Source organism: Pseudomonas sp. JDS28PS106 (assembly GCF_036706555.1).
Lineage (GTDB): Bacteria > Pseudomonadota > Gammaproteobacteria > Pseudomonadales > Pseudomonadaceae > Aquipseudomonas.
Genome location: NZ_JBAJGT010000011.1, coordinates 107,512 through 125,831, shown reverse-complemented (window position 1 = coordinate 125,831; position 18,320 = coordinate 107,512). Strand labels below are relative to the sequence as shown.

The following is an 18,320-nucleotide window of genomic DNA, read 5'->3' as shown; positions in this document are numbered from 1 at the left end:
GACCGGAATTTCAGTCTCTTAGGCCGTGGCAAGCTGGCTACCCTTGGGGTTTGGATGAAAAAACACGTGCTCCAGGATCGGTCCTACTGCAATTTCACCGATTTCCTGATAGCCCTGTCGCTTATAGAACTCAAGATAGTGGGGATTTCCCGTGTCGAGCACGATACCTGCGGAGTTCTCGTCTTCCGCACACCAGTCGTGCAAGGCCTGGAGCAGTTGTTCGCCCAAGTGATGTCCCTGGTACTCGGGCAGCACGCCCAGCAACGGCAGGACGTGCACGGCTTCGGTGGGCAGGCACGCGAGCACCGAGTTGTAGTACTCCAGGTAACGTCGGGTGCAGCTCAGGCCGGTGCTCATGACCATCCGGATCCGCCAGGCCCAGCTTTCCGTGATCCCCAGCCGGCGTTGCGGCGGAGCGATAAGCGCGACGGCGACCATCCGGTCGTCGATGAACAGCCCCAGGCCCGGCAGGTCCTGCAGAAAGTGCTGTTTGACCAGTTCGCGCACGGTCGCCCGGACCCGATGCTCGTACCCGGCGCGTTGGGCGTTGAACAGCCAGGCAAAGCTGGGCTCGTGACGGTAGGCCTGGAATAGCAGGGAGCGGGCTTCCCGGGAGTAACCGCTGTCCAGCTGGCGAACTTCGGCCACGATGGCAGTAGTCTGGGTCATGAATGATCGATCTCGCGGTTACGGCACCACGCGGTGGGCGGTGCTCCTTGCGCAGCCCTCGGGCGCGCACAGCTTCGGGCAACGGCCTGATGCGACAGTTCCGCCCGTTGCGCTTTCAATGAGCGTAGCACCCCGACGGCGCAAGCCATCGCGGGCTGGCTCTCACCCGGCAGGTCGGCTAGCATCGCGTTTTGCTATCGCTCAGGATCGCCGCTTCATGAAAATCGTCTCGTTCAACATCAACGGCCTGCGCGCCCGACCGCACCAGCTGACGGCCTTGATCGACAAGCATCAGCCCGATGTGATCGGCCTTCAGGAAACCAAGGTGTCAGACGACCAGTTTCCACAGGCTGAGATCGAAGCGCTCGGTTATCACGTGCATTACCACGGGCAAAAAGGCCACTACGGCGTGGCGCTGCTCTCGCGCAAGATGCCCCTGGCGTTGCACAAGGGCTTCGACAGCGACGATGAGGAAGCACAGAAGCGGTTCATCTGGGGTACCTATGCCGATGACGACGGGCAGCCGGTCACCATCATGAATGGCTATTTCCCCCAGGGCGAAAGCCGCGACCATCCCACCAAGTTCCCCGCCAAGCAGCGTTTCTACCGCGACCTGCAGGACCTGCTGGAGAGCCGTTTCAGCAACGACCAGCCGCTGATCGTGATGGGCGATGTGAATATCTCGCCGCAGGACAGCGACATCGGGATTGGCAGCGACAACGCCAAACGCTGGCTGCGTACCGGCAAATGCAGCTTCCTGCCCGAAGAACGCGAATGGATGGAGCGCCTCAAGAGCTGGGGCCTGATCGACACCTTCCGTCATCTGTACCCGGAGGTGATCGATCAGTACAGCTGGTTCGATTACCGCAGCCGTGGCTTCGAAGATGAGCCCAAGCGCGGTTTGCGGATCGATCTGATCATGGCGTCGGCCGCCCTGCAGAGCCGGATCAAGGCGGCGGGTGTGGACTACGATTTGCGCGGCATGGAAAAGCCCTCCGATCACGCACCAGTCTGGCTTGAGCTGAGCTGACCGGACTACTCTGATTCCCGGCCAGGCGTCATATTTCGGCAACTTCACCGACTTATTCTGCGCACAATTTCAGCCATTCCAGGTGACGCAGATGTTGCGCGCTTTACTCCTGGCGCTGGGCCTGTGCGCCACCGCTCTGTCCTCCGCCGGCCACGCCGCCCTGCCGATCCCCGACCATGACGCCAGCGTGCTGCGTATCCAGGGCTCCAATACCATCAACGCCCGGCTGGGCCCGGCGCTTGCCCAGGGCCTGATGCAGCGCCAGGGGCTGCGGGATATCGAAATCCTGCCGGGTCGCGCGGCGAACGAAATGCAGGTCACCGGCACCGGCCCGGCCGGCCAGCGAATCACGATCGAGGTTGCCGCACACGGTTCCGGCACCGGCTTCCACGCACTGAACGCCGGGCAGGCCGACATCGCCGCCTCTTCCCGTCCGATCAATGACCGCGAAGCGACCCAACTGGCGAAGTTCGGCGATCTGCGCAGTGCCGCAGGCGAACAGGTGATTGCCATCGACGGCGTGGCGGTGATCGTCCATCCCGGCAATCCACTGCGCGAGCTCACCATCGAGCACTTGGGCGATATCTTTTCCGGAAAAATTCGCGACTGGCAGGAGCTGGGCGGCACCCCCGGGTCAATTCATCTATATGCGCGGGACGAGCAATCGGGCACCTGGGAAACCTTCAAGGAACTGGTCATGAGCCGCAGTGCCGTGAAGCTGGCCGCAGGCGCCCGACGCTTCGAATCCAGCGAACAGTTGTCCGATGAAGTCGCACGCGACCCCAATGGAATCGGCTTCATCGGTCTGCCCTACGTGCGCAACGCCAAGGCTCTCGCTGTCGCCGACGGAGCCTCCAAGGCCATGCGGCCGACTGTCGAACTGATCGCGACCGAAGACTATCCGTTGTCCCGGCGTCTGTATCTGTACCTGCCCCCGCTGGTCGAGCAACCCTGGGCCCGTGCGCTGGCGCGTTTTGCCCAGAGCAGCGCAGGACAAACGATTGTTGCCGACAGCGGGTTCGTGGCGCAGACGATCGATGCGCTCAAGGTTCAGCCTATGGCCCGCATGCCGGGAGAGTACCGGGTACTCATACGCGACGCGCAGCGGTTGTCTGTCAACTTTCGCTTCTCTCAAGGCAGCGCGACCCTGGACAACAAGGCGCTGCGGGACATCAAACGGGTTGTCGATTATCTCAAAGCCAATGACAAGGCCGACCGCAAGGTCACGCTGGTGGGGTTCGGTGACGCCAAAAGCGATCCCGATCGCGCGGCGTTGCTGTCACGGCTGCGCGCCATGGCGGTTCGCCGCGAGCTGCAGAAAAGCGGTGTGACGCTGCACGACGTCATGGGCCTGGGCGACGAAATGCCGGTCGCCGCCAATGACATCGATGACGGACGCATCAAGAACCGCCGCGTGGAGGTCTGGGTTCGCTGACCCGTATCACACACGTTTGGCGATAGGTCATCAACGCATGTACCGACCCAGTTCAAACTTGCCCACGGCCTGGCGATGTACTTCGTCAGGCCCGTCCGCGAGACGCAAGGTCCGCTGCATGGCATACATGTACGCCAGCGGAAAATCCTCCGACACCCCGGCCCCGCCGTGCATCTGGATTGCCCGGTCGATGACTCTGAGCGCCACGCCGGGCGCCACCACCTTGATTTGCGCGATCTCGCTTCTGGCGACCTTGTTGCCGACCGTATCCATCATGTAGGCCGCCTTGAGGGTCAGCAGGCGCGCCATCTCGATTTCCATACGAGAATCGGCTATCCGGTCGATATTGCCGCCCAGCCGCGCCAGCGGCTTGCCGAATGCGGTGCGTTGTATCGAACGCTGGCACATCAGCTGCAGCGCACGCTCGGCCATGCCGATCGAGCGCATGCAGTGATGAATGCGTCCTGGACCCAGTCGCCCTTGGGCGATCTCGAAGCCCCGCCCCTCGCCCAGCAGCACGTTCTCGTACGGCACGCGGACGTTTTCGAACAGCACCTCGGCATGCCCATGGGGTGCGTCGTCGTAGCCGAATACCGGCAGCGGCCTGACGATGGTCACGCCGGGCGCGTCGGCCGGCACCAGAATCATTGAATGCTGCTGATGGCGCGGGCCGTCCGGGTTGGTCAGCCCCATGAAAATGAGCACTTTGCAGCGCGGATCACAGGCGCCGGAGGTCCACCATTTGCGCCCGCTGATGACCCACTCCTCCCCCTGCCGCTCAGCGCGCGCCTGCATGTTGGTGGCATCACTGGAAGCGACATCCGGTTCGGTCATCGCGAACGCCGAACGGATTTCACCGCGCAGCAGCGGATCGAGCCACTGGCGTTTCTGCGCCTCGGTGCCGTAGCGGACCAGCACTTCCATGTTGCCAGTGTCCGGCGCAGAGCAGTTGAAGGGTTCCGGTCCCAGCAGCGAACGGCCCATGATCTCGGCCAAGGGCGCGTATTCCAGATTGGTCAGACCCGCGCCGCTTTCCGAGTCTGGCAGAAACAGATTCCAGAGACCGGCTTTTTTCGCCCGATCCTTGAGTTGTTCCATGATCGCCGTGGGCTGCCAGCGATCGCCGGTCGCGACCTGCCGGGCGAAGACAGGCTCGGCCGGATAGACATCCTCGTCCATAAAGGCTGAAACACGTTCACACAAGTCCTTGACCTTGGGGGAGTACGCAAAATCCATCACCAGCTACCTTCTACTCAGGCTGTCGGGGGTCAGAAGGCTTGGAATACCCTCTTTGAGACGATGCTAGGGAAGAAGTCGCTATTTATCGAACCTATTCTCAACGTGTATAAACATTCATAACCGACATACGATCGGTCCACGCCGCGGCAATAAGCGGCGATCCACAAAAACAGTACGAGGCGCACCATCCATGAACCTGAGCAAGGTCGATCTCAATCTATTCATCGTCTTTGACGCCATCTACACCGAGGCCAATCTCACCCGCGCCGGTCAGATCATCGGTATCACCCAGCCTGCGGTATCCAATGCGCTGGCGCGTCTGCGGGAAACCTTCAATGACCCGCTGTTCGTGAGGACCGCCCAAGGCATGGTGCCGACGCCCATGGCGCAGAACATCATAGGCCCGGTGCGCAACGCCTTGTCGCTGCTGCGGGTTTCCGTGCAGGAAAGCCGGATATTCAACCCTCTCAAGGCCAACAAGAACTACCGCATCAGCATGACCGACCTGACCGAGGCGGTGATCCTGCCCGAGCTGTTCCAGCGGCTGAAACGCCTGGCGCCGGGCGTGACCGTCGAAAGTTTCCAGGCTAAACGCCGTGACACGACCAAGGAGCTGGCGGCCGGCCGACTGGACTTCGCAGTCGACGCGCCGCTTAACACCGACCCCCAGGTGCGTCACGTCAAGCTGATGGAGGATCGTTACGTCTGCGCGATGCGCAAGGGTCATCCACTGTCGGCGAAAGGTCTGCTGCGGCTCGATGACTACCTGACTCAGTCGCACGTTCACATTTCCAGTCGCCGCAGCGGCCTGGGGCAAGTGGATCTGGCGCTTGGCAAGATGGGCATCCAGCGAAAGATCGCGCTGCGCTCCCAGCACTACTTGATGGCGATTCAGGTATTGCGGCAGACCGACATGGTCATGACCGTGCCGGAGCGCTTCGCGCGGCACAATGGCCTGCATTACACATCGCTGCCCGTTACAGACGTGCCGCCCGTGGAAACCCATCTTTACTGGCACGAAAGCACGGACCAGGATCCCGCCAATCGCTGGATGCGTGAACAACTTCTGGAACTGTGCGAGCGGGTCACGGCAATGGAGCACCGGCCCGGAATGGCGCTGGCCTGAATGTACGTCCGTCGGATGGGGTGCGACACCTTGTCACAGAGTGTTACCCTGCGCGACACCACGCTGAGGCAGACGGGTATCACGGGAACACATTTCCGGAGAATCCGCCTTGAATCCGCTGCCGACAAGTCCCGAAACGCCTGATTTCAAAGGCTTTTCCAAAACTGGCACGGGTTCTGCTATCACTGGGATACAACAATAACAACAACGGCAGCATCCAATAAAAACAACATGTACCGGCTCTGACATAACAAGAACAACACGGACAGAGACGCAGCTAACTGATTTTTTTGGAGTGGATGGCTTCCCTGGAACACCTTTGAATCGGTCGCATGATCGCACGAGGGTTCCGCAGCCGGGCAGAGAACAATAAAACTACCTTCAGGTAGCGCCCGAATCGGCTGGACAGAATGGAAGCGGTCAGCGCTCAAAAAAATACGTTTGCTCTTGATCCCGGCTGGGGTCGAATACAGCGGTAGCCGGCGCGGTCGCCAAAAACAACAAGAGGCCGCCCGATAACAAGAAGAGCATACAAAGAAACCTTGAAGGGGAGCCCAGGCTCCCCTTCGTGCTTTCCTGCATCTGAAAGATTCGCAACACACCCGATGCAGAAACGAAAAAAGGGCGATCCTCTCGGATCGCCCTTTTCACTACCGCCCAGCAGAGCGGATTTTGTCTGGTAGGCGCGATTGGACTCGAACCAACGACCCCCACCATGTCAAGGTGGTGCTCTAACCAACTGAGCTACGTGCCTGCTGTGGGTGCGCATCTTACGCCAAATCCGTCCCGCGTCAAGCGTTATTTTCCCTAAGTCTCTGTTTTTGCCGAGTTTTTACAGCTTCCCAGCGCTGAGCGTTCGAGATGCAGCGCGCTGGCGGCGGCAGGCTTCTTCGGGTACGATCGCCGCAATCGTCAAGAATATTAAACGGAGCATCGGGATGGCCTCTACGTCTTATCCGCAGTCCTATTACGCCGCATCGGCCAATCCCGCTCCGCAGCGCCCTGCCCTGCAAGGCGAGGTGGAAACCGATGTGTGCATCATTGGCGCCGGCTACACGGGGCTGTCCAGCGCTCTGTTCCTGCTCGAAAACGGTTTCAAGGTGCGGGTGCTGGAGGCGGCGCGCGTGGGGTTCGGTGCGTCTGGCCGTAATGGCGGGCAGATCGTCAACAGCTATAGCCGTGACATCGACGTCATCGAACGCACCGTCGGGCCTCGGGAATCGCAATTGCTGGGACAGATGGCCTTTGAAGGGGCGGCGATCATTCGCGAACGTGTCGCTCGCTACGGCATTCAGTGCGATCTGAAGGATGGCGGCGTGTTCGCAGCATTGTCAGCCCGACAGATGGGACACCTGGAAGCCCAACAACGGCTCTGGGAACGCTACGGGCACACGCAGCTGGAGCTGCTGGATCAGCGCCGCATCCGTGAAGTCGTGGCCTGTGACAGCTACGTCGGGGGCATGCTGGACATGAGTGGTGGCCACATTCATCCGCTCAACCTGGCGCTGGGAGAGGCCGCAGCGGTGGAATCGCTGGGCGGCATCATTCATGAACAGTCCGCTGCGATCCGCATCGATCGCGGAGCAAACCCGGTGGTCCACACGGCCGAGGGGCGGGTTCGGGCCAAATTCGTGATCGTGGCAGGGAACGCCTATCTGGGCAATCTGGTGCCGGAACTGGCGGCCAAGTCGATGCCCTGCGGAACCCAGGTCATCACCACCGAGCCGCTCGGCGAAGAACTGGCCAACACCCTGCTGCCCCAGGACTACTGCGTCGAAGACTGCAATTATTTGCTCGACTACTATCGGCTCAGCGCCGACAAGCGACTGATCTTCGGGGGTGGCGTGGTCTATGGCGCGCGCGATCCGTCCGACATCGAGGCGATCATCCGTCCGAAGATGCACAAGGCGTTTCCTCAGCTCAAGAACGTGAAGATCGACTACGCCTGGACTGGAAATTTCCTGCTCACCTTGTCCCGGCTTCCGCAGGTAGGTCGGCTCGGCGACAACATCTACTATTCCCAAGGCTGCAGCGGCCATGGCGTGACCTATACCCACCTGGCCGGCAAGGTTCTGGCCGAGGCTCTGCGCGGTCAGGCGGAGCGCTTCGATGCGTTCGCCGGTCTGCCCCACTACCCTTTCCCTGGCGGGCAACTGCTGAGGACACCGCTGTCGGCGCTGGGCGCCTGGTATTACAGCCTGCGCGACCGCCTGGGCGTATGACGCACTGACAGAAACGGCGCCTCAGGGCGCCGTTCGATTAGCCGGCTCTTTTATCGGGCCAGGCTCTTCACCGCCTCTTCAGCCGCCTGGGGTTGCCCGGCGTCGGACAATTCCTGCGCCGCTTTCAGCCAGCGCTGCCGATCGACTTTCGCGGGAATCTGCCGAGGCCCCTGGATCAGCACCGCCCAGCTGCCCGCGTCTTTCCAGGCTGACCGAAAGTCGCCAAAGGTCATGACTGCCCGACGATACAAGCCCGCGTTGAGCAGCACGGTCTGCTTGAACCGGTCGTAGCCTACAAGCGTGGCGTAACGAGGGCTTTTCCACCATGCCGAGCCGTCCGAATAGCGCACCATGACCGGGTATCCCGCCGCGACTTGCATCAGCAAGGCATCCAGTTCGGGGTCCAGCGGATACACGAGAAACCCGAACTGGCGCGCGACGCGAGGTAGGTTCTGTTCGAGCCGATCTTCGTCGGCGGGTAAGCCAAGCGGCTTTTCCAGCAGGCCAGGCGTGACCTGCACCTGATGACTGGCGAGCATGCTGGCCAGCGTACCCGGAGCGCTTTGATGCGCATTGCCCCGGAAGAACGGCACGGACTTCAGCTCGACCCGGTCCGGCAGGCCCTCGACTCGCGGTGCCGGGCCGGATGTACAGCCAGAGAGCGTCAGCAAGAGAATGCCTGCCCACAACGCCCGTCCACTCTTGAATACCGAAAACGTCACTGACATACGACTCGCTTCCTAGGCGCCTGAGCATGATGGCCGGATGATAAAGCGCATGCGCCAGGCGGTATAGCACTTGGCGGCAGATCCCGGAGTGTCTTTATATCGAAACGGTCATAGCGAGGTGCCATCCGTCAATCAGGTGCAACAGGTCAGAAGCTAGACTGTCGATTATCAGGACTGCAACACTCGTTGGCAGCGGGAGAGTCGCCATGAGCCTGGAAATGACCGTCGTAATGCTGATCGCCTCATGGCTGGCGATCGCCTGCGCAATGCTCTGGGGCATCTTGCGCATCGCGCGCCGTCACCAGCATCACCGCCCCGCGGAGCCACGGGCGTCGGCGCGCACAGTAAAGCGTCGCCGACATCGTCCCGCTTCGTCGCATTGATCCTGTTGTCCGGATGCAAAGAAGGCCAGCCGGTGCACGGCTGGCCTTGCGCAGGTCCGGATGCCGACGATCCGATCAATCATGAACCGCCGATACGCCCGCCTTGCGCCTCTTCGCACGCCGGGCCAGCATGTTCAGGCCTTCGATAAGCGCCGAGAACGTCATGGCGGCGTATACGTAGCCCTTGGGCACATGGGCGCCGAAGCCTTCAGCGATCAGCGTCATGCCGATCATGATCAGGAAGCCCAGCGCCAGCATGACCACCGTCGGATTGTCATGGATGAACTTCGCCAGCGGATCGGCCGCCACCATCATCACGATCACAGCCGATACTACTGCGATAATCATGATCGGCAAGTGCTCGGTCATACCGACAGCGGTGATGATACTGTCGATGGAGAACACCAGGTCGAGCATCAGGATCTGAGCAATGGCCGCGGTCATGCTCAGACTTACCGTAGAGCCCAGGGTTTTCTCAGTTTCGTCTTTCACGTCCATGCTGTGATGGATCTCGGTGGTGGCCTTCCATACCAGGAACAGACCGCCGGCAATCAGGATCATGTCTTTCCAGGAGAAAGCCTGACCAAACATTTCGAACACCGGTTCGGTGAGCTGAACGATGTAGGCCACGGTGCTGAGCAGACCCAGGCGCATGATCAGCGCCATGCCGATACCCAGACGCCGCGCTTTCGGACGCTGATGCTCGGGCAACTTGTTGGTCAGGATGGAGATGAAGATCAGGTTGTCGATGCCCAGCACAACTTCCATGACAACCAGCGTTGCCAACGCAACCCACGCTGCCGGGCTGGTTGCGAGTTCCAATAGATATTCCATAGGTGTACCTGTCTGCGCCTGAAGATTGAACGTTTAATTTACTTATCGGGCTCGTCCTGCGGCTTGGCAGGTTTCACTTCCAATAAAGAAAGTTCTTGTTTCGCGTCATCGAGCGCCTGGTTCGCGGCCTTGTGAGTGTCATCGATGGCCTGGCGTGCGGAATCGGCAGCTACGTCCAGCATCTTTCTGGACGTCGATTCAACCTGATCACAGCCAGCCACGACCAACAGAGCCGCAGCAAGCAAAAACGTGCGTTTGAACATGTTTCCCTCTATTACATGAATCGGCATGGCCGCATTTTAGGCGCGGTTAAACATCAGGAAAATTCGCATTTTCTTGAGGTATGATTCGTTTTTTTCGAAGTGTTAGCCCTATGCTCAACTATCGGCAGTTGCATTACTTCTGGGCCGTGGCCCGCACCGGCAGCATCGTCCGGGCTTGCGAGCAGCTCAATCTCACACCACAGACCGTCAGTGGGCAGATCAGCCAACTCGAAGCGTCGCTTGGGGTGGAGCTGTTTCGCAAAGCGGGTCGTCAACTGGAGTTGACCGAGGCCGGACATCAGGCCCTGCCCTATGCCGAGCAGATATTCCAGTTGGGCAACGAACTGGAAAACGTGCTGCGGTCCAGGGCGGGCGAGCAGCAGATGCTGCTGCGCATTGGCGTAGCGGACGTAGTGCCCAAGTCGATCGTCTACCGGCTGCTGGCGCCAACCATGGTGATCGATCAGCCGATCCGCATCTCCTGCCGTGAAGACAAGCTCGAACGCCTGCTGGCCGATCTGGCCGTCCAGCGCCTGGACTTGGTGATCTCGGACAGTCCGATGCCCACGCACCTGGATATCCGGGGCCTGAGTCAGAAACTGGGTGAATGCGGAGTAAGTTTCCTGGCGACCGAGGACGTGGCATCGCGAGTCGGCGAGCGTTTCCCGCAGTGTCTGGATGGCGCTCCGCTGCTGATTCCAGGTCAGGAGACCGTGGTACGAGGTCGACTGATGCGCTGGTTCGCGGCGCAGAACCTCCAGCCGCGAATCATCGGCGAATTCGACGACAGCGCGTTGATGAAGGCCTTCGGTCAATCCGGCAGCGGCATCTTCGTCGCGCCCAGCGTCATCGCTGAAGAAGTCTGTGCTCAATACGACGTCCGGCTCCTGGGCCAGACCGACGCCGTGACCGAATCCTTCTACGCCATCACGGTCGAGCGCAAGGTCAGACACCCCGGCGTGGTCGCCATCGCCGAAGGTGCCCGCAACCAGTTGTTCAGCGCGCCCGACTGAACCTGACAGCGCCCGCCGGGCACATCAGAAACGGCCCATATAGTCGCGCTTGCCGATTTCCACCCCGTTGTGGCGCAACAGGTCATACGCCGTGGTGACGTGGAAGAAAAACTGCGGCAGTGCGTAACCCAACAGATAGGCCTGAGCATTGAGGCGCCTCTCCTTGTCGGTACCGGGGCGCAGCACGATTTCAACCTCCTCGTTGCCGTCGACCTGACTCGGCTCGATACTGCCGATGAATGCAAGTGCCCTGGCGAGCAGTGCCTGCAATTCGGCGAAGCTGGTTTCGGTGTCGTCGTACTTGGGCACCTCGACCCCTGCCAGTCGCGCCGAGGCACCCTTGGCGAAATCGACCGCGATCTGCACCTGTCGCGTGAACGGCAGCATGTCGGGAAAAAGACGCGCCTGAAGCAGCGCCTCGGGCTGTATCTTGCGGGTGGCGGCATAGGCTTCGGCTTTGATCAGCACGTCACTGAGCGCAGTAAGCATTTGCTGGAAAACCGGAATGGATGCGCTGTACAGAGAAATGGTCATGACGGTTCCCGTGTCTGAAAGCCCGGCAGTATAGCTCTCCGCGCGCGGCACTGGCGCTCTTGCTCGCAAGCCCCTAGGCTGGCAGCCTGCCATATCACAGGAAGATGCATCATGACCCACGAGCGCTCCGAACTCGATACGACTTCAGATTTGCCGCCGGAGGGCGAACTCCAGGCGCTGCGACTCAGCGCTATCCAGGTCCGGGTGATGGGCTGTCTGATCGAAAAACAGGCCACCAACCCGGAGACCTATCCACTGACGCTCAACGCACTGGTGCTCGCCTGCAATCAGAAGACCAGCCGCGATCCGGTGCTCAACCTCACCCAAGGCGAAGTCGGCCAGAGTCTGCGAGCGCTGGAAGGCTCAGGCCTGACGCGCCTGGTGATGGGCAGTCGGGCCGACCGCTGGGAACATCGGCTCGACAAGCATCTCGAACTGGTCCCCGCCCAGCTGATCCTCACCGGACTGCTGTTGCTGCGCGGTCCGCAAACCGTCAATGAATTGCTGACCCGTGGTCAGCGAATGCATGATTTCGAAGATAGCGAGCAGGTTGCCCATCAGCTGGAACGGCTGGTCGCACGCGGGCTGGCGATACAGCTTCCTCGCCAGCCCGGCCAGCGGGAGGACCGTTTCATGCATCGGCTCGGCGAGCCCGAGGACCTGCAGGCTCTGCTCGCGGCCCGCCCGCAGGCTGCCGAGCGCTCGACGACTTCGAGCAACGACAGCCGACGTCTGGACGATCTGGAAGCCAGAATCGCCGCCTTGGAGGAACGGCTGGCCCGGCTGGAGTAACGCCGCTCAGCTTCTGGCGAAGGCCGCAGCCTCAAGATACTGCGCGTCAGTGGGACGCACGCCGGTGTAGAGCACGAACTGTTCGAGCGCCTGAATTGCCGCGACTTGGTCCCCGGTGATCACCGGCTTGCCCAAGGCTCGCGCCGCCTTGATCAGCGGCGTGTCGGCCGGCGTCGCGACCACATCGAAAACGGTATGCGCAGCGTCTATCGCTGCCTCCTCGAACGCCAGCTCATCGGCCTGCGACCCCGCCATGCCCAGCGGCGTGACATTTACCAGCAGTTCCGGGCGTTCGCCGTCGAGTCCGGACTGCCAGCGCAGTCCGCAGGAGCGTGCCAGCGCTCGCCCGGCTTCTTCGTTGCGAGCCACGATCAGTCCGTCGGTGAAGCCGGCATCGCGCAGCGCGAACGCCGCGGCCTTGGCCATGCCGCCGCTGCCACGCAGGGCAAATCGGGTGCGCGGTACGGCGTGACTGTCCAGCAAGCGGGAAACCGCGATGTAGTCGGTGTTGTAGGCCTTTAGGTGACCAGCATCGTTGACGATGGTGTTGATCGACTGTATCACCGCGGCGGAGGGGTCCAGCTCGTCGACCAGCGCAATGCAGGCTTCCTTGAAGGGCATGGAGACGCCACAGCCACGAATGCCCAAGGCGCGAATGCCCCGTACGGCGCCTTCGAGGTCATTGGGCGCGAAGGCTTTGTAGTAAAAGTTCAGGCCGAGCTGCCGATAAAGATGGTTATGGAAGCGCACACCGAAGTTTCCCGGACGCGCGGCCATGGACATGCACAATTGGGTGTCCCGATTGGCTGTAACGGGCATGGGTTATCTCCCCAACGGTATTGGATTAATCCTGCGGGGCAGGCGTAAACTCGCCGCCGGCCGAGCACGGTTCCCGGCGTGGACCTGCGGTCCGTGTATCGAGGCAGTACCTTACACAAACTTTACCCAATGGCTTCGCGGTTTTTTCCACAAACGCTGTCTTAGAAGTTACCCGTGGCAGTGCTTGAACATAAGTGCAGGCCCGCGACAACGGGTTGAAAGTCGAGGAACACTCATGATTCGTCATATTTCCAAAGTTGCCCTGTTTATCGGTGCGCTGGCGATCGCAGGCCAGGCGAACGCCGATCGCGGTTGGGGCGGCCCGGCTGTCGTCGGTGCCATCGTGGGCGCTGCAGTGGTCGGTGCCGCGGTATCGTCAGGCCGGGACCGCACCGTGTATGTCGAGCGCGAGCCGGTCTATGTCCAGCCCCAGCCCGTCTACTACGCCCCGCCTCCGCCACCGGTCTACTATCAGCCGGCCTATCAGGTGGTCGAGCGTTACCCGGCGCCGCCACCGGTCTACTACCGCCGCTACGCGCCGCCACCTCCGGTGTATTACGGCCCGCCCCACGGGCATTACCGTCACGATCGCTGGTAACGGAAAGCCCCGCCCGGCCGGCGGGGTTTTTCCATGGTGTCCGATGCTCTTTAGCGTTTTTTATCAATGACCACTATCGAGAATGTTGATTTCTGAGGATGGCGCCGCCGCTTTACAGTGGCGCCATGGATTTTCAGGAGGCACTCATGAACAAGGTTCATATCATGTCGGTGGTCGGCAGCGCCGTCCCGGCGCAGCTTCGGGAGCGTGGTTTGCTGGCGTGCTGGTATCTGATGCTGGATGGTACGCCGGTGACCGGCCCCTTCACTTCACTGCCGGACGCCAGGGCGCACTCTGAGAAGTTCCAGGCTCACCGGCTGGACAACTGACGCCTCCTTGTCCCTCGCATTCTCGTGCGTCGCTCCGCACATCCCCTTGCCCGCTTCTTTGAAGCGGGCTTTTTTATGCTTGATTCACAGCCGTTCGGCCATTGCGGCGTTGATCTGGCAACGCTGTGCCAGTTTTTGCAGACGCTTCTCCAAGGCCGTGAACACCACCCGATCGGTCCGTCCGCTCTCCAGTTCATCGATCAGGTCATTGGCGACCTGACGCAGCTCGTGGGCCAGCACCACCCGGTCGTCATTGAGATCGTGCTTATGGGATTCGAAGAGGCGGTGCAGGTAATCCTGAAGCGTGTTCTGCAGGCGATGTCGGTCGCTGGCCCTCAGGTGGCTGAGATTCAGGTTGATACGCCCCTGCAATTCAGCGAGCTCGCCACACAGGTATTGCATGCGCCGCGCGTAACCGATTTCCCGCTCGCGATGGCGGGTACGCGCCACCTCCGCTTCCTGTTTGCGCTGCAGACTGGGCACCGCCACGGCAATCAGTACTCCGATCAGCACGGCGATCGCCTGCACCCAGCCTGCCCAGTCCGCAGGTCTTGAAAAGAAGCCGGCGCCCAACAACAAGACGGCAACCAGCGAAGCAATGATCACCATGACGACGTAATCTTTGCCGATGAACCCTTTGAGCATTGCCCGACTCCTTGAACGATGGCTTTTTATCGCCTCGAATGCTAATCGCACTGCGTCCTGGACACCATGAATATCTGTTGCCCGTTCTGGCCGGCTACCTGTCGGGTTCTTTCCGACCTGCACGCGGACGGGCCTGGACTTAACGCCGACTTAACGAAAGAACCTTTCCCCGCAATTAACGGCCCAGGCCGGTGTTTACCCATCGACATTGCTCGGAGCGTGCTCCTAGAATGCAGCGTTTTCCCCGACATCCCGTGCGTCCGCACTTTTCTTCTGTGAGCATCGCTCTTGAAAACCCGTCTGCCTTTCCTGGCCCTTCTGTTCGCGCTCACAGGCCCAGGCTTCTGTGCTTCCACCCTGGCAAACGAAACGCCAGCGCTCAACCGTGACCCGGCGCAACTCCACCTGGCGTCCGGCAGTGCAATGGTCATCGATCTGCAAACCGACAAGGTGCTTTATTCCAGCAACCCGGACGTGATCGTTCCCATCGCGTCGGTGACCAAGCTGATGACAGCGATGGTCGTCCTGGACGCCAAACAGTCCATGGACGAATACATCCCCGTCGATATTTCCCAGACACCGGAAATGAAAGGCGTTTTCTCGCGGGTCAAGCTGGGCAGCCAGCTGACGCGCAAAGACATGCTGCTCATTACCCTGATGTCTTCGGAGAACCGCGCCGCCGCCAGTCTGGCCCACAGCTACCCCGGCGGGTATCCGGCCTTCATCCTGGCGATGAGTGCGAAGGCCAAGGCGCTGGGCATGAAGCACACCGCTTACGTGGAGCCGACCGGCCTTTCCGTCTATAACGTTTCGACCGCTCGCGACCTCACGAAACTGGTGCTGGCCGCGCGCAAATACCCGTTGCTCAGCGAGCTGAGCAGCACCGAAGAAAAGACCGTGAGTTTCCGCAAGCCCAACTACACCCTCGGTTTCCGCAATACGGACCATCTGGTGCATCGGGAAAACTGGGATATCCGCCTGACCAAAACCGGCTTCACCAACCAGGCCGGGCACTGCCTGGTGTTGCTGACAACGATGGCTAATCGGCCGGTTTCGGTGGTTATCCTAGACGCCTTCGGCAAGTACACCCATTTCGCCGACGCGAGCCGGTTGCGCAAGTGGCTGGAAACAGGGCAAAGCGGGCCGGCGCCGGCCGTGGCGTTGCAATACAAAAAGGAAAAGAATCTGGTGATGCGCCAATCCGGAATTCGTCCCGAGGAATAACGGTCGCTCAAGAAAAAACGGTCGCCAGGTGTACACCTCGCGACCGTTTTTTTAAGCGTTTGCCACCAGCAAGGGCAGCGGTTACAGGATCGGCTTGCCGCCTGTGACTCCATAGCGGGTGCCGGAAATGTAGCTGCCCTCGTCGGACGCCAGCAGCACATAGATCGGCGAGACTTCGACGGGCTGGCCGGGACGCCCCAGCGGGGTCTGGCTGCCGAAGTTCTGGACCTCCTCCTCAGGCATGGTGGCCACGATCAAGGGTGTCCAGATCGGTCCGGGCGCTACGCTGTTCACGCGAATGCCCTTCTCGCCCAGTATCTGCGCCAGACCGCCGGTGAAGTTGGCGATCGCGCCCTTGGTGGTAGCGTAAGCCAGCAGCGTCGGCTTGGGCATGTCCGAGTTCACCGAACTGGTGTTGATGATCGAACTGCCAGGCCCCATGTGCGGCACGGCCGCCTGGCAGATTCTGAACATGGCTGTGATGTTGATATCGAAGGTGCGCACCCACTCCTCGTCGGAAATTTCCTCGAAGGTTTCGTGGGTCATTTGAAACGCTGCGTTGTTGACCAGAACGTCTATCCGCCCGAATTCTTCGACGGTCTTGCTGACGATGTCGATGCACTGCTGTTTCTGCGCCAGGTCACCGGGCAGCAAGAGACACTGGCGGCCGGCCTGCTTGACCCAGCGCGCGGTTTCCTCGGCGTCTTCGTGCTCATCGAGGTACGAGATCGCCACGTCGGCACCTTCACGCGCGAACGCGATGGCTACCGCGCGGCCGATACCGCTGTCGCCGCCGGTGATCAGCGCAATCTTGTTCTGCAATCGGCCTGAACCGGTGTAGCTCTCTTCGCCACAGTCCGGATACGGGTCCATGCGACCCTGGTCGCCGGGCACCGGCTGGCTTTGTTTCGGGAACGGTGGTCTTGGGTAATCAGTCATTGCAGTCTCCTTGAGTGTCGTTCCCCGTCGACGGGCGTGGCCGTCAGGCAAGGCGTTGAATCTGAAAGCCGTTTGCGGCTCCACTGATTATCTGGCCCGCCTCCCCCGGCCATCGTTCAGCGCAATCCACGGCGGACCTGACGAATGGCAGGGTGATCCCGCCGTGGCAGTCGTTGGTAATTCTCCCGGGACCGGCGTGCCGTAGGAGCCAGCTTGCTGGCGATGGAAACGACGCGGTTTGCCTGACATACCGTCCGACGAAACGCCATGCGCGTGAGTCAAGAAAGCCCGCGCAGCGCCGACGCAATTGAGGTAGCCATCACAAAAACCCGGTACCGGGCGCTTGCGCTGGCTGATTCCGCCCCCGTCCGATCAAAGCCTCGGCGACAGCCGGCATTCCGGAGCTCGAATGAATATCAAACAAAAACTCACCTGGGCATTCGCAGTGATCGCGACCCTGCCGGTTCTGGTGGTGGCCGCACTGGTCATCGTCAACCTGCGCCAGGACGCCACGGACGGGTTCGTCGACAGCAGCGGACGGGAAATCCGTCAGGTCGACAACGCCATGCAGCTCTTTTTCGATGGCATCTCGCAGAACGTCGACTTCCTCGCTGCTCATCCGCTGATCTCGGGCGCGGGCGATGATCTGCGCAACTTCATGGGCGCCACGCCCACCCCTCAGTCCGAAAACGACAAGGCGGCGACCGAGCTGTTCACCAGCATTGCCAAGGCGCATCCCGCGTACTCGTTCGTCTCGTACGGCCTGATCAACGGCAGCTACGTGATGACCCCGGAAGATCCCAAGATGGGTAACTACGATCCTCGCGTACGCCCTTGGTACAAGACGGCAATGGCGAACGTCGGCAAGACGGTCCGCAGCGAAGCCTACTACTGGGCCGGTGACGACTCCGTGCTGGTCAGCACCATCCGCGCCATTCCCAACAAACTGGGCAACCCCGGCGGCGTCGTCAACATCGACGTCTCGCTCAAGCAACTGACGGGTATCGTCAAGCAGATCCGACTCGGTGAAAGCGGCTACCTGCTGTTGATGGAAAAGAACGGCACCGTACTGGTCGACCCCAAGCAACCGGAGCACAACTTCAAGAAACTCGGCGAACTGGGCGACGGCTTTGCCGAACTGGCGAAAACGTCCAGCGGGCTGGTGGAAGTCACGCTCAATGGCGAGCGATACATGGCCAACGTACGGCCGTCGGACGAACTGGGCTGGAATTTCATCGGTCTGATCCGCCAGGACGAGGTCATGGCCGATGCCACGCGACTGATCTGGCTGATCGCAGCCATTGCCGCCGTACTCGCGGTCATCTTCGCGATCGTCGGCGCCAGCTTCGCGCGGGTTATCGTGAGGCCCATCCATAGCGTGTCGTCCGGTCTGGAAGGGATCGCCCAGGGCGAAGGCGATCTGACTCATAACCTGCAGGTCCGAGGCAAGGACGAAACCGCGCAACTGGCCGGCTGGTTCAACAAGTTCCTGTCTGCG

18 protein-coding genes, 1 tRNA gene and 1 pseudogene are annotated in these 18,320 nt (G+C 60.9%); 10 read left to right on the top strand and 10 right to left on the bottom strand.

What is annotated here, in order from left to right; genetic code table 11:
- Positions 1-18 precede the first annotated feature (18 nt).
- Positions 19-669, bottom strand: coding sequence for a GNAT family N-acetyltransferase (locus TRP66_RS18075; protein WP_333405289.1), 651 nt, complete (start codon positions 667-669; stop codon positions 19-21).
- A gap of 217 nt (positions 670-886) precedes the next feature.
- On the opposite strand from TRP66_RS18075, the gene xthA reads away from it, so the two are divergent.
- Complete coding sequence (xthA, locus tag TRP66_RS18070; RefSeq protein WP_333405287.1) at positions 887-1,699, top strand: exodeoxyribonuclease III; 813 nt, start codon at positions 887-889, stop codon at positions 1,697-1,699.
- A 91-nt stretch (positions 1,700-1,790) separates the two neighbouring features.
- On the top strand, positions 1,791-3,134 hold the full coding sequence (locus TRP66_RS18065; RefSeq protein ID WP_333405285.1) for a phosphate ABC transporter substrate-binding/OmpA family protein: 1,344 nt from the start codon (positions 1,791-1,793) through the stop codon (positions 3,132-3,134).
- A 30-nt stretch (positions 3,135-3,164) separates the two neighbouring features.
- Here TRP66_RS18065 and TRP66_RS18060 read toward each other — a convergent pair whose 3' ends face one another.
- A complete protein-coding gene (locus TRP66_RS18060; protein ID WP_333405283.1) occupies positions 3,165-4,370 on the bottom strand; it encodes an acyl-CoA dehydrogenase in 1,206 nt (401 codons plus the stop codon).
- Between the two features lie 193 nt (positions 4,371-4,563).
- Here TRP66_RS18060 and TRP66_RS18055 point away from each other — a divergent pair, with 193 nt between their 5' ends.
- Positions 4,564-5,499, top strand: a complete 936-nt coding sequence (locus TRP66_RS18055) for a LysR family transcriptional regulator (RefSeq protein ID WP_333405281.1) — start codon at positions 4,564-4,566, stop codon at positions 5,497-5,499.
- A 677-nt stretch (positions 5,500-6,176) separates the two neighbouring features.
- Here the strand turns inward: TRP66_RS18055 and TRP66_RS18050 are convergent.
- A tRNA-Val gene (locus tag TRP66_RS18050) sits at positions 6,177-6,253 on the bottom strand.
- 184 nt (positions 6,254-6,437) lie between these two features.
- On the opposite strand from TRP66_RS18050, the gene TRP66_RS18045 reads away from it, so the two are divergent.
- A complete protein-coding gene (locus TRP66_RS18045; protein WP_333405279.1) occupies positions 6,438-7,721 on the top strand; it encodes an NAD(P)/FAD-dependent oxidoreductase in 1,284 nt (427 codons plus the stop codon).
- A gap of 50 nt (positions 7,722-7,771) precedes the next feature.
- On the opposite strand, the gene TRP66_RS18040 is transcribed toward TRP66_RS18045, so the two are convergent.
- The 3 genes from TRP66_RS18040 to TRP66_RS18030 form a co-directional block, all read right to left on the bottom strand.
- Positions 7,772-8,449, bottom strand: coding sequence for a peptidase C39 family protein (locus TRP66_RS18040; protein ID WP_333405277.1), 678 nt, complete (start codon positions 8,447-8,449; stop codon positions 7,772-7,774).
- Between the two features lie 458 nt (positions 8,450-8,907).
- Positions 8,908-9,666: a TerC family protein gene (locus TRP66_RS18035; RefSeq protein ID WP_333405275.1), complete on the bottom strand. Its 759-nt coding sequence runs from the start codon at positions 9,664-9,666 to the stop codon at positions 8,908-8,910.
- Positions 9,667-9,704: 38 nt separating this feature from the next.
- Complete coding sequence (locus tag TRP66_RS18030; protein WP_333405273.1) at positions 9,705-9,929, bottom strand: hypothetical protein; 225 nt, start codon at positions 9,927-9,929, stop codon at positions 9,705-9,707.
- 110 nt (positions 9,930-10,039) lie between these two features.
- Here TRP66_RS18030 and nhaR point away from each other — a divergent pair, with 110 nt between their 5' ends.
- Entirely contained in the window at positions 10,040-10,942 is a 903-nt protein-coding gene (gene nhaR, locus TRP66_RS18025) for a transcriptional activator NhaR (RefSeq protein ID WP_333405271.1), read from the top strand.
- A gap of 24 nt (positions 10,943-10,966) precedes the next feature.
- Here the strand turns inward: nhaR and TRP66_RS18020 are convergent, their stop codons facing one another.
- Positions 10,967-11,476, bottom strand: coding sequence for a DUF1993 domain-containing protein (locus TRP66_RS18020; protein ID WP_333405269.1), 510 nt, complete (start codon positions 11,474-11,476; stop codon positions 10,967-10,969).
- Positions 11,477-11,587: 111 nt separating this feature from the next.
- Between TRP66_RS18020 and TRP66_RS18015 the strand changes: the two genes are divergently transcribed.
- Complete coding sequence (locus TRP66_RS18015) at positions 11,588-12,268, top strand: YceH family protein (RefSeq protein WP_333405267.1); 681 nt, start codon at positions 11,588-11,590, stop codon at positions 12,266-12,268.
- Positions 12,269-12,274: 6 nt separating this feature from the next.
- Here TRP66_RS18015 and TRP66_RS18010 read toward each other — a convergent pair whose 3' ends face one another.
- Positions 12,275-13,087: a shikimate 5-dehydrogenase gene (locus tag TRP66_RS18010; protein ID WP_333405265.1), complete on the bottom strand. Its 813-nt coding sequence runs from the start codon at positions 13,085-13,087 to the stop codon at positions 12,275-12,277.
- 235 nt (positions 13,088-13,322) lie between these two features.
- On the opposite strand from TRP66_RS18010, the gene TRP66_RS18005 reads away from it, so the two are divergent.
- Together TRP66_RS18005 and TRP66_RS18000 are read left to right on the top strand one after the other, a co-directional pair.
- A complete protein-coding gene (locus TRP66_RS18005) occupies positions 13,323-13,685 on the top strand; it encodes a hypothetical protein (RefSeq protein ID WP_333405263.1) in 363 nt (120 codons plus the stop codon).
- A gap of 146 nt (positions 13,686-13,831) precedes the next feature.
- A complete protein-coding gene (locus tag TRP66_RS18000; protein ID WP_333405261.1) occupies positions 13,832-14,014 on the top strand; it encodes a hypothetical protein in 183 nt (60 codons plus the stop codon).
- A gap of 84 nt (positions 14,015-14,098) precedes the next feature.
- On the opposite strand, the gene TRP66_RS17995 is transcribed toward TRP66_RS18000, so the two are convergent.
- A complete protein-coding gene (locus TRP66_RS17995; RefSeq protein WP_333405259.1) occupies positions 14,099-14,659 on the bottom strand; it encodes a hypothetical protein in 561 nt (186 codons plus the stop codon).
- A gap of 288 nt (positions 14,660-14,947) precedes the next feature.
- Here TRP66_RS17995 and pbpG point away from each other — a divergent pair, with 288 nt between their 5' ends.
- The gene (gene pbpG / locus TRP66_RS17990; protein WP_333405257.1) at positions 14,948-15,883 is read left to right on the top strand and encodes a D-alanyl-D-alanine endopeptidase; all 936 of its coding nucleotides are present in this window, start codon (positions 14,948-14,950) and stop codon (positions 15,881-15,883) included.
- An 81-nt stretch (positions 15,884-15,964) separates the two neighbouring features.
- Here the strand turns inward: pbpG and TRP66_RS17985 are convergent, their stop codons facing one another.
- Positions 15,965-16,822 carry an SDR family oxidoreductase gene (locus tag TRP66_RS17985; RefSeq protein WP_333405255.1) on the bottom strand — a complete coding sequence of 286 codons (858 nt, stop codon included), beginning with the start codon at positions 16,820-16,822 and terminating at the stop codon, positions 15,965-15,967.
- 409 nt (positions 16,823-17,231) lie between these two features.
- On the opposite strand from TRP66_RS17985, the pseudogene TRP66_RS23660 reads away from it, so the two are divergent.
- Positions 17,232-18,314: pseudogene (locus TRP66_RS23660) on the top strand (cache domain-containing protein); the annotation flags it as partial.
- Positions 18,315-18,320: the final 6 nt, after the last annotated feature.